The organism is Clostridium sp. TJA020, assembly GCF_058310295.1.
Map to the genome: position 1 here is coordinate 46,394 of NZ_JBZEFC010000008.1, position 12,659 is coordinate 59,052.

Sequence of the window (12,659 nt, forward strand, 5' to 3'; positions counted from 1 at the left end):
AAAGCTTATACCAATATGGTATAAGCTTTTTTGTGTCACTTTTATATATATAAAATATAATGTAATGAGAAGTAATATTAGAAAGGTGAATTTTATATGAATCCATTGTTAAATATGTTATTTGGAATGGGTAATCAGATGGGAGGCTTTGGAGGAAATCCATTATTAAATATGTTATTTGGAGGAATGGGTGGAAATCCAATGGGTAGACAAATGGGTGGACCTATGGGAATGAATCCTATGATGAATCAATTAATTAATGGAATGCAACAAATGGGAAATGGAATGAATATGCAAGGTCAAAATCCATTAATGAGTATGTTAATGAATGGAATGGGAAATATGAATGGTATGCCTAATATGAACAATATGGGTAATATGAGAAATCAAAATAACAGAAATAATAGAGGAAATTTAGGTAGAAATAACATGCCTAATATGAATGGTATGGGAAATTTTAATAATATAAATGAAGAACAAATTAGAAATATGATGGAAATGTTTATGAATAACATGAATAATTCTTCAAATAATTATAATATGAATAATAAAAATTCTAATAGAAGAAATAGAAGATAGTTCATATAAAATTAGCTCTTTTATCTTTAAAAGTAATGAGGGCTAATTTTAATATTTATAGATATTTATTTTAAAAATACATAGAGATTTAAAGAAGTAGATATTTGTTTAAAAATTTAATATTTAATGTTACATAATTTAATTAACATTAAAGAAAAATGTGATTCAAATCACATTTATATATTTTAATAAGAGTAAAATATATAGTAATTTGAGATAATTACTAAGTATTTAAAAGGATATTTTTTTAATTAAATCTTTTAGTATTTATCTTAGTATAGATAAGGGAGGCTATATCATGATAGAAATTACAGATATAGAAATTGAAGAAATATTATCAGGAGAAGATAATTTAAAAGATTTTGAAAAGTTCTTAAAAGAATTTGGTATAGAAGATACATTTGAAGATGTAACTATTAAGCATACTAAGGAAAAGTTAGAAATGTTATTAGCTATTGCAGAAGAAGGGAAAAATTTAGAATTATCAAGTAAAAAGAAAGAGTTAAAGAAACTTTTAGATAATTTAAAGGGAGAAAAAGATAAAAAAGCTGGAATGAAAGCTTTAAGGGAGATTTATTCAGCTTACAGAGATTATGATTTAAACGAAAAAGAATTAGATAAAAAATTAAAACATGCATTAAAAGAAGTTAAAAAATATGAGCATTTTAAAAAACATGAAGAAAAAATTGCTGAAAAGTGGATTAGAAATTTAAATAAAAAAGGTAATAAAATAGAAGAGTAAGTTTTAACGGAGCGTTTTATGCTCCGTTTTTTTATATTAAAAGTATTATTTAATTAAGGCAAAAGTTTTAATTATATATAAGTTATTTTAAAAACAAAAAGTCATAACCATTTAAAATTATGCTTTTATTTGTATATTCTATTAATCTAGTTATTTCTTCATTTTTAAACTCAATATTTCTAATAAATAGTTTGTTTAATGTTAATGAAGAAAGTAATATTATATCAACAGTTATATTTAAATTTTTATCCATATAAGATTTTGATAATATATAGTGATAATTTAGTAGTTTAGTTAATAATTGTTTTATTCCATCTTCAAGCTTGTAAGGAAATAAAAATTTATTAGCAATAAGAACTATTAATATTCCAAACAATATAAATATAATTCTGTTTATTGTTATAACATTAAGATTTGTATTTAATGATGAAACACATATTGAACAAATAGCAGTAAATGTTGATAATTTATAATATTCTTTAAATCCGTATGTTAAGTATAGACATACGATTAAAGTTATTATTGTAATAATATTGTTATTAAAAATAGTCAAAAGTATTATTATAATTGATATTCCAAAAAAGTTTCCTATAAGCCTTTCTTTACCTTTTGATATTGTTTCTTCATAATATGGTTGCATAACTGACATTATAGTAATTGATACCCAAATAAATTTATAAATTGAATACATATTGCCTATATATAAAGTAAGAGTTAAACAAATTGATATTCTAAGGGCAAAATTAAATCTTATTGAGCCCAATTTAAAATTAGATTTAAGATATGTTTTAAATTTATCTAAATCAGATCTTTCCCATTCTTTATATATATTATTTCTTTCTTTAAAGTTTATGTTAAAGAGTTTAATTAAAGTTAAATTTAATGTTTTTAGTGTAGATAGTATGTTATTATAAATGTTTTTGTATTCATATTTTACTATAAACTTATTTAATGTTTGTATGCACAAATAAAATGAATCTTTATTGTCTATAGATTTTAAAAAAGAATCTAATAAGACTTTTAATTCTTTAAAAAATAATCTATCTTCTAAAGTAACATTATTAGAATTTTTATAATAATCTTTCAAAAGTATATTAAGTTTTCCAAGTATTAAATACATATTAAAATAAAGTTTTCCAATATTAGTAGTTAAAAATTTTTTGTATCTTGTTTTATAAATAGTATAACTTAAACTTCTCATTTCTTTAGAAAAGTTTAAATAAATAGTATTATCAAATTTATTTTTACTTAAATTATTTAATTGTTCACTTAAAAGCATAAAAGGATGATAAATAATATCCTTTAAAATATTTTTCTTAAATAATAAAGAAGTAATTAGTGAGAAAGAAATTGCTATAAAAACTCCTAAAAATATAGTTAATATTTTTATAAAATACTCATTAAATGAGTGAATTGATGATGCTTGAGCAAAAATATATATCATCATAAAAGGTTTATATATTTTGGGATTATATCGCACTGTTAAAAAATATGCAATAGAAAATATTGCAATGAAATTTATTATAATTCCAATGTGAGAAAAAATAGAAGCTATAGTTGATATAGTTACTATTATTGTAATAGAAAACAATAATCTAATAATTTTAGTTAAAGGTTTTACAGTTAAGTTTTCAAAAGATAAGGCTATTGATATTAATGTTATTGGGAATATTAACATAATATTTTCTACACCAAAAAGAATTGCAATAGAAAATAATGTTAAATTAGCAATAGACCCATATTTAATCATTGATTTTGTATTTAAATTTAATTTTGCAAATAATGACTTAAACATAAACAAAACCTCCAGTTTAATATAAAAATAGTATATACAAGAGAAAAATTTATATTATAAAAGTTTATTAACATAAGTTAAATGAAACTCATATAATAATATAAATTTAATGGGGGAAGGTTAATATGATTAATAAAAAAAGAAAATTAGTAGTAATTATAACAGTTATACTAGTTCTAATATTTAATAGTTTAATTTACTTTTTTTATGATTCCTTAAATAATAAAATAAATGAAAATAATGAAATGAAAAATGACATAAAAATATTAAATGATTTAAAAGATGAAGTTATTAAAATGGCGCATTCAGAAAAACTTTGGATTGCTACTGGTAAAGATGAATATAAATATAAATTTGAGGATGAAATAATAACAGTTAATACAAAGCTAGATAATTTATATAACAATGGTAAGATAGATATTAATGCAAAGATTGAGTTAAAGAAATCTGTTGAAAAATATAAAAATTTATCTTATGAATTAAGTCTTAAGGAAAGTAATGGAGTTATAACGAAAGAGCAAGAAAAAGCTATTTTAGAACTTAATGATCTTCAAATTAATATATTAAAAAATTTAACTGTTGCAATTTCAGGAGTAGATAAAGCTTTAAATGAAAGTAATAATTTAATATTAAATAGTAGTGAAAATCAAAAAAACTTTTTACAAATAGTTAGTTGTTTCATAGGAGTTATAGTATCTGCAATATCTTATATTTTTAATAAGAAAACCCCAAAAGAACAAATTGATAGTACAGTAAAAGTTTTAGATTGTATCTTTGATGAAGAAAATAACAAAGATAAAAATAAAGAGCCTACTAATAATGAAAGTAATAAGGAGATTACATTAGTAAATAATAATAATAATAATAATAATAAAGTGATACCAGGAAATAAATATAAAGAAATTATTTATAAATTAGAGGAGATATACAAAGTTATAATTAAATATGAAAATGATTTAGAAGAAGCTAAAGTTAATTTAGGTAAAATTGAAATAATAATAAAATATTTAAAAGAAAAAATAGAAAATCAAGACTGTAAAAAAGAAGATGAAAAATATTATATTAAAGATTTAGAATATGAATTTGATAGATTAAATAAATTAATTTCTTCATTAGAAGCTTATTATACTTTAATAAGAGAAGAAGTTAATGGAATAAAAAGGGACTAAATAAATAGTCTCTTTTATTTTTATTATATAATTAATTAAATTTTAAAGAAGAAATTAATGAATCGACATTAAAATACAAATTTGAACAAAATATAAAATTTTTTTAAACAAATATTCATAAAAATATTGAGATTATAATACAAACTATTATATAATTGGGGTGTAAAATTTATTTCAAAAAAAATTTACGTATTTTTAGGAGGGGAATTAATGAAAAGAAAATTTTTAGCACTTGCACTTTCATTAGTTATGGCGATGGGATTAGTAGCATGTGGAAATAGTGGAGATTCAGAAAAATCAGGTGGAGCATCTGATAAAAAAGCAAATTTAAAAGTAGGTATGGTTACAGATTCAGGTACAATTGATGACAAATCATTTAACCAAGGAACTTGGGAAGGAATAGTACAAGCTGAAGAAGAGCTTGGAGTTTCAAAAAAATATTTACAACCAGGTGGTGAAAAGCCAGCTGATTATTTAAAGGAAATAAGTAATCATTATGAAGCAGGAAATAAATTTATAGTTACACCAGGATTTAAGTTTGAAACTGCTATTTTTGAGGCACAAGATAAATATGAAGATGCTAAGTTTGTAATTTTAGATGGTAATCCACATAGTGGTGAAAAGGATGCCAAACCAGTAGTTAAACCAAATACAGTATCAATCTTTTTTGCTGAACATGAGTCAGGTTTCTTAGCAGGAGTTGCATCAGCAGTTCAAATGAAAGAAGCAAATTTTGGATTCATTGGTGGAATGAAAATACCAGCAGTTCAAAAATTTAATTGGGGATTCCAACAAGGTGTTAAATACGCTAATGAAAATTTAGGAACAAAAATAAAAATTGATAAGAGTAATGTAGTATATGAAGGAACATTCAATACTTCATCAGCAGGACAACAAATTGCAGCAAAAATGTATGATAACGGTGTTGATGTAATATTTACAGCAGCAGGAGGTACTGGTGTTGGTGCTATAACAGAAGCTAAAGCTAGAGCTCAAAAGGGAGAAAAAGCTTGGGTTATAGGTGTTGATGTTGATCAATATTCAGAAGGTTTATATAAAGATAAAGATGGAAATGAAAAATCAGTTATTTTAACTTCAGCTACAAAAAATATTAAAAAATCAACTTTTGATATGATTAAAGCTGAATTAGATGGAAAATTCCCAGGTGGACAAACTTTAATCTATGATGCTAAAAATGATGGTGTTGGATTACCAGAAAAAAATCCAAATTTAAGTGAAGAATCTATTAAAGCATATAAAGAAGCTTATGACAAAATAAAATCTGGTGAAATAAAAGTTTCAGCAGAACAAGGTAGTTTAATAGAATAATTATTTATAGTTAAGGAATGGGGCGGAAAACTGCCCCTTTTAAACTATATAGATTTTGTGGGGAGGATATAAATGGAATATGCAGTAGAAATGCTTAATATTCGAAAAGAATTTCCAGGTATTGTTGCAAATGATAACGTAACATTAAAGTTAAAAAAAGGGGAAGTTCATGCTCTATTAGGGGAAAATGGAGCTGGTAAATCAACACTTATGGGAATGCTTTTTGGAATGTACCAGCCAGATAGAGGAACTATTAAGATAAATGGAAAAGAAGAAAAAATAACAAATCCAAATAAAGCAAATGATTTGGGAATAGGAATGGTTCATCAACACTTTAAATTAGTGGAAAATTTTACGGTAACAGAAAATATAATACTAGGATGTGAGCCTAAAAAAGGATTAGTAGTAGATATAAAGAAAGCAGCAAAAAAAATAGAAGAACTTTCAAAAAGCTATGGATTAAATGTGGACCCATATGCAAAAATTGAGGATATTTCTGTTGGTATGCAACAAAGAGTTGAAATATTAAAGATGCTTTATAAGAATGCAGATATATTAATATTTGATGAGCCAACAGCTGTATTAACACCACAAGAAATAGAAGATTTAATGAAAATAATTAAGAATCTTATAAAAGAAGGAAAATCTATAATATTAATAACGCATAAATTAAAAGAAATAAAAGCTGTATCAGATAAATGTACAGTAATAAGAAGGGGTAAATATATAGGAACAGTTGATACTAAAAAAACATCTGAGGCAGAAATGGCTAAAATGATGGTTGGTAGAGAGGTTTCTTTTAAAGTTGATAAGAAAAAAAGTGAGCCTAAAGAAGAGGTATTAAAAATAGATGATATATCAGTAAAAAATAATAAAAAAGTTCTTGGACTTAAAAACTTTTCGTTATCAATTAGAAGTGGAGAAATAGTTAGCATTGCTGGTGTTGAAGGAAATGGTCAAAATGAGCTAGTTGAAGCTATAACAGGTCTTAGAAAAGTAGAGAGTGGAAAAGTTATATACAAGAATGAAGATATAACGAATGAGAAAACAAAAAAGAGAATAGATAAAGGAATAGCACATATACCAGAAGATAGACATAAAAGAGGTTTAATACTTGATTATACGCTAGAAGAAAATATGATTATTGAAGTATATAATAAAGAACCATTTTCAAAGAGAGGAATACTTAATAAGTCTGCAATTAGAAAATATGCAGAAAAAATACTTAATGAATTTGATGTAAGATCAGGTGAAGGTCCTATATCAAAGGCTAGAACATTATCAGGTGGTAATCAGCAAAAAGCTATTATAGGACGTGAGGTTGAACTGAACCCAGATCTTTTAATAGCAGTGCAACCAACTAGAGGACTTGATGTTGGTTCAATTGAATATATTCATAAAAGATTAGTTGAACAGAGAGATAAAGGAAAAGCAGTACTTCTTATATCATTAGAACTTGATGAAGTACTAAATGTTTCTGATAGAATTGCAGTAATAAATGGTGGAGAGCTTATAGGAATTGTAAATTCAGATGAAACTAATGAAAATGAAATTGGATTAATGATGGCTGGAATTAAAGGAGGGTCACAAGATGAAAACTAATAAAGGTATAGTATCCATATTAGCTATAATATTAGGACTTATAACAGGTTCACTTTTAATGCTAGCTCTTAATCATAATCCAATAGAAGGATTTTCATATCTTTTTCAAGGCGGACTTAAGAGTGTAGAAAGAATTGGTAATACTATAGCAACAGCTACACCATTAATACTTACAGGACTATCTGTTGCTTTTGCTTTTAGAACAGGTCTTTTTAATATAGGTGCAGCTGGGCAAATGCTATTTGGAGGATTTTGTGCTACTTTTATTGGACTTACAGTAGATGCTCCAAGAATTGTGCTTTTACCTTTAATGATATTAGTAGGTATATTAGGAGGAATGGCAGCTGCTATAATTCCTGGTATATTAAAATCAAAGTTTAATGTTCATGAAGTTGTTTCAACTATAATGATGAACTGGACTATATACTGGTTTGTTTATTACATGGTACCAAATATGATGAAGGGACAATATGAAACAGAATCAAGACCACTTTCAGAAGGGGCAACTCTTAAATTAAAATGGCTTTCAGATATATTTGATGGGTCATATATAAATTTAGGAATAATTTTAGCTCTTTTTGCTATAGTAATTATTTGGTTTATATTAAATAAAACAACATTAGGTTATGAACTTAAAGCTGTTGGATTTAATAGATTTGGTGCAGAATATGCAGGTATACCAGTAAATAAAAATATTATACTTTCAATGATGATAGCAGGAGGACTTTCAGGACTTGCTGGAGTTATTGAATATGCAGGAAATTCAAATATTATTCAAGTAGGTGTTCTTCCAACACAAGGCTTTGATGGCATTGCTGTATCACTTCTTGGAGCAAATACACCAATAGGAGTACTTTTTGCTGCATTATTCTTTGGTATTTTATATACAGGTAGTGGATTTATGAGTGCTATGACAGAAATTCCACCAGAAATTGCTGATACTATAATGGCTACAATAATATATTTTGCTGCAACTAGTATAGTAATAGAAAGATTTATAAATAAATTGAAGATAAAAAGAAGAGACAAAGAATTAGAGAATAATGCAAAAGAAGGGAAGGTGAAATAATATGTTAGAAATGTTTGGACAAGTATTTCCTTATGCAATTGCATTTACAATACCGCTTTTAATAACAGCACTTGGAGCTCTTTATAGTGAAAGAAGTGGAGTTACTAACATAGGGCTTGATGGACTTATGATAATGGGTGCATTTGTTAGTGCATTTACTATAGTTACTCTTCAAGATAAGTTAGATGGTAATTTACCGCTTTGGTTAGGTATTTTAGCTGCTGTTATAGCTGGAATTTTATTTTCACTTCTACATGCATTTGCAAGTATTCATTTAAATGCAGAGCAAATAATAAGTGGTACAGCTATAAATATGATTGCAGGAGCACTTACAATATTTTTAGCTAGAAATATAACAGGTAGTGGAAATATAAGAATAAGACAAGGATTTATACCAAATGATATACCTGTTTTAAGTGATATACCAGTTATAGGAATGTTTTTTACAAAAACTTATGCATCAACATGGCTTGTATTAATTATTTTATTAGTAGCAACTTTCATATTATACAAAACACCATTTGGAATGAGGCTTAGAGCATGTGGAGAACACCCACAAGCTGCAGATGCTGCAGGAATAAATGTTTATAAAATGAGATATATTGGAGTTATGATATCAGGAGCATTTTCAGCATTAGGAGGAGCTATAATAATAGTTACTTATGCTGGAGAATTTACAGGAAACGTTGGAGGTCTTGGATTCTTAGCTCTTGCGGCTTTAATATTTGGACAATGGAAGCCTCTTGGAATTTTAGGAGCAACACTTTTCTTTGGTTTTGCAAGTACAGTTGCTAATGTATCACAAGTTATACCAGAGCTTGCTTCAATACCACCTGTTTTATTAAAAACTTTCCCTTATATAATGACATTAATTGCATTAGTTATTTTCTCAAAAAGCTCAAGGGCACCGAAGGCTGTTGGAGAACCTTTTGATAAAGGAAAAAGATAAAATTTTTAAAGGTTTATAAGAACTTTAATGTTCTTATAAACCTTTTATTATTAATATGAATGATTTATATTATTTTGATATAATTTAACTTAAAGAAATTTTTAAGAGGAGATAATAAAAATGAGAAAGACAATAGGAATATTTGCTCATGTTGATGGTGGTAAAACAACATTTTCAGAACAAATTTTATACCATACAAATAGTATTAGAAATAGAGGAAGAGTAGATCATAAAAATTCTTATTTAGATAGTCATGAAATTGAAAAGAGTAGAGGAATAACAGTATTTTCAGATGTAGGAACTTTTAATTATAAAGATTCAGAATATTATTTAATAGATACACCAGGTCATATTGATTTTTCTCAAGAGATGGAAAGAACTATATGTATATTAGACTATGCAATTTTAATAATAAGTGCAGTTGAGGGAATACAAGGCCATACGGATACAATATGGAATTTATTAAAACATAATAATATTCCAACCTTTATATTTATAAATAAAGTTGATCGAGTTGGTGCTAATGTAAATAAAATAATAGATGAAATAAAATTAAAGTTTGATGAAAATGTTATTTATATAGAAAATTCTTTATCTAAAGAATTAAATTTAGATTTTATAGAAAAGATAGCTGAAAGTGATGAAAGGCTTTTAGAAATGTATTTAGAAGAAAATTTAAATAAAGAATTATGTATAGATAAGGGAAAAGAGCTTATAAAAAGTAGAAAGTTATTTTTATGTTATAGTGGTTCTGCACTTTTAGATAAAGGGATAGTAGAGTTTTTAGACGATTTTAATAATTTAACATATACTTCTTATAATGAATTTGGAGAGTTTAAAGGTAGAGTTTTTAAAATAAAACATGATGAAAAAGGCAATAAATTATCATTTATAAAGTGTCTAAATGGTACATTAAAAGCAAAAGATGAGATAAATTTTAAAATTATTTTAGATAATTTTAAAGAAAAAATAAATGAAATAAGACTTTATAATGGAAATAAGTTTAAAGTAATAAATGAAGTAAAAGCAGGAGAGGTAGCTTGTATTTTAGGAGCAAATAATTTACAAAGTGGAATGTCTTTAGGATTTAATGATGATATAAATTATGAAATGATTCCTACTTTAAAAGTTAAAGTTATATATGATGAAAAAATTAATAGTAATGAGGTTTTAAAGATATTTAAAACATTAGAAAGTGAAGATAATAGTTTAAATGTCAACTTTGATGAACGTCTTAAAGAGTTACATTTGGATATAATGGGAACAGTTCAACTTGAAGTTTTAAAAGATATTTTAAAAAATAGGTTTAATCTTAATGTAGATTTTGATAAACCAGAAATACTTTATAAAGAAACAATAATTGGAGAAACGTTAGGGTATGGTCATTTTGAACCACTAGGACATTATAGTGAAGTTAATTTAAAAATAGAAGAAGGTGAAAGAGGTAGTGGTATAACATTTATAAATAAATGTCATACTGATGATTTAACTATTGGAAATCAAAATTTAATAAAAACACATATATTTGAAAAAGAACACAAAGGAATATTAACAGGAAGTCCAATTACTGATTTGAAAATAACTTTATTAACTGGTAGGGCGCATAATAAGCATACTACTGGAGGAGATTTTAGAGAAGCTACAAAAAGAGCTTTAAGGCAAGGGCTTGATGAAGCAAATAATAAGCTTTTAGAACCATATTATAAGTTCAAGATTGATGTGAATATAGAGTTAATAGGAAGAGTATTATCAGATATTCAAAAGAGAAAAGGTGAATTTGATGAGCCTATAAATAGTGGGGATAGAGTAATAATAACTGGTAGAGGACCAGTAAAAACTTTTATTGATTATAGTTTGGAGTTTATAAGTTTTACAAAAGGAAATGGATTTTTAAGTTTAGTATTTGATGGGTATGATTATTGTCATAATGAAGATGAGGTAATAAAAAGTAAAGGGTATGATAAAAATAGTGATATAGAATATACTAGTTCATCAATATTCTGTTCAAAGGGTCAAGCTTATGTAGTTGATGGAAAAGATGTAACAAAATATATGCATTGTTTAAAATAATATTAAAAATAAATCAAAAACAAAAACTTAAACTATTTTTAATGTATAATTATATTAAAGTATTATATGAGGGGAGATTATAATATGAAAAAAGTTCAAGAAAGATTTTTAGAATATGTAAAAATAAACACTAAGTCAGATGAAGAATCTGAGTCAATTCCAAGTACAAAATGTCAATTAGATTTAGCTAAAGTTTTGGAAAAGGAGTTAAAAGAGATAGGATTATCTGATGTTAAACTTGATGAGTTTGGATATGTTTATGCAACACTTAAGGCTAACACTGATAAAAAAATTCCTACTATAGGTTTTATATCACATATGGATACAGCTCCTGATATGAGTGGAGAAAATGTAAAACCTCAATTTGTTAAAGATTATAATGGAGATGTTATAGTTTTAAATGAAAAGTTAAATATAAATCTAGATCCGAAAGAATTTCCAGAGCTTAAAAATTATGTTGGAAAAACTTTAATAACAACAGATGGTACAACTCTTTTAGGAGCAGATGATAAGGCTGGAATATCAGAAATAATAACAGCTGTAGAGTATTTAATAAATCATCCAGAAATTAAGCATGGAGATATTAAGATTGGATTTACTCCAGATGAAGAAGTTGGTAGAGGTGCTGATAAATTTGATGTAGAAGGCTTTGGAGCAGATTTTGCATATACTGTAGATGGAGGAGCGCTTGGAGAATTAGAATATGAAAACTTCAATGCAGCAGGTGCAAAGGTTGTTATTAAGGGAAAAAATGTACATCCAGGAAGTGCTAAAAATAAAATGATTAATTCATCACTAGTGGCATATGAATTTTTAAGCATGTTACCTCTTGATGAAGTTCCAGAAAAAACAGAAGGATATGAAGGATTTTCATTCCTTATAAGTATAAATGGAACGGTAGAAAATACTGAAATGTCATTTATAATAAGAGATTTCTTTGAAGATACTTTTAATAGAAGAATAGAGGAATTTAAAAATGCTGAAAAGAAATTAAATGAAGTTTATGGTGAAGGAACAGTTAAAGTTGAAATAAAAGAGCAATATAGAAATATGAAAGAAAAAATAGAACCTGTAATGCATATAGTTGAAACTGCTAAAAAGGCAATGGAAATGGCAAATATAACTCCAGATGTTGTACCAATAAGAGGAGGTACAGATGGAGCTAGATTATCATTTATGGGACTTCCAACTCCAAATATGTTTACTGGTGGAGAAAATTTCCATGGAAGATATGAATATATAGCAGTAGAATCTATGGAAAAAGCAGTAGAAACTATTGTAAACATAATTAAACTTTATGGTGAAAAATAAAATGAGTTTAAAAGGTTAGGATTAATTCCTAACCTTTTTTATTT

General features: G+C 25.9%; 10 protein-coding genes. 9 read left to right on the forward strand and 1 reads right to left on the reverse strand.

The genetic code is table 11. The features are described 5' to 3' along the window. Positions 1 to 96: 96 nt before the first annotated feature. Both AC4FQ1_RS11405 and AC4FQ1_RS11410 read left to right on the forward strand, forming a co-directional pair. Positions 97 to 579, forward strand: a complete 483-nt coding sequence (locus AC4FQ1_RS11405; RefSeq protein WP_303128094.1) for an RNA-binding protein — start codon at positions 97 to 99, stop codon at positions 577 to 579. 298 nt (positions 580 to 877) lie between these two features. After that, positions 878 to 1,321: a hypothetical protein gene (locus AC4FQ1_RS11410; RefSeq protein WP_491169717.1), complete on the forward strand. Its 444-nt coding sequence runs from the start codon at positions 878 to 880 to the stop codon at positions 1,319 to 1,321. Positions 1,322 to 1,403: 82 nt separating this feature from the next. Here AC4FQ1_RS11410 and AC4FQ1_RS11415 read toward each other — a convergent pair whose 3' ends face one another. Further along, a complete protein-coding gene (locus AC4FQ1_RS11415; RefSeq protein ID WP_491169718.1) occupies positions 1,404 to 3,116 on the reverse strand; it encodes an FUSC family protein in 1,713 nt (570 codons plus the stop codon). 125 nt (positions 3,117 to 3,241) lie between these two features. Between AC4FQ1_RS11415 and AC4FQ1_RS11420 the strand changes: the two genes are divergently transcribed. From AC4FQ1_RS11420 to pepT, 7 genes are all read left to right on the forward strand, one after another. Next, the gene (locus tag AC4FQ1_RS11420) at positions 3,242 to 4,285 is read left to right on the forward strand and encodes a hypothetical protein (RefSeq protein ID WP_491169719.1); all 1,044 of its coding nucleotides are present in this window, start codon (positions 3,242 to 3,244) and stop codon (positions 4,283 to 4,285) included. Positions 4,286 to 4,495: 210 nt separating this feature from the next. Then, positions 4,496 to 5,614 carry a BMP family lipoprotein gene (locus AC4FQ1_RS11425; protein WP_491169720.1) on the forward strand — a complete coding sequence of 373 codons (1,119 nt, stop codon included), beginning with the start codon at positions 4,496 to 4,498 and terminating at the stop codon, positions 5,612 to 5,614. A gap of 72 nt (positions 5,615 to 5,686) precedes the next feature. Next, positions 5,687 to 7,216 (forward strand): ABC transporter ATP-binding protein, encoded by a 1,530-nt coding sequence (locus AC4FQ1_RS11430; protein WP_491169721.1) that lies wholly within the window; start codon positions 5,687 to 5,689, stop codon positions 7,214 to 7,216. After that, positions 7,206 to 8,285, forward strand: coding sequence for an ABC transporter permease (locus AC4FQ1_RS11435; protein ID WP_303128082.1), 1,080 nt, complete (start codon positions 7,206 to 7,208; stop codon positions 8,283 to 8,285). The genes AC4FQ1_RS11430 and AC4FQ1_RS11435 overlap by 11 nt, the downstream gene beginning before the upstream one ends. Position 8,286: 1 nt before the next feature. Then, a complete protein-coding gene (locus tag AC4FQ1_RS11440) occupies positions 8,287 to 9,234 on the forward strand; it encodes an ABC transporter permease (RefSeq protein WP_303128081.1) in 948 nt (315 codons plus the stop codon). Positions 9,235 to 9,354: 120 nt separating this feature from the next. After that, on the forward strand, positions 9,355 to 11,304 hold the full coding sequence (locus AC4FQ1_RS11445) for a GTP-binding protein (RefSeq protein ID WP_491147453.1): 1,950 nt from the start codon (positions 9,355 to 9,357) through the stop codon (positions 11,302 to 11,304). Between the two features lie 84 nt (positions 11,305 to 11,388). After that, on the forward strand, positions 11,389 to 12,615 hold the full coding sequence (gene pepT / locus AC4FQ1_RS11450) for a peptidase T (protein WP_303128077.1): 1,227 nt from the start codon (positions 11,389 to 11,391) through the stop codon (positions 12,613 to 12,615). Positions 12,616 to 12,659 lie beyond the last annotated feature (44 nt).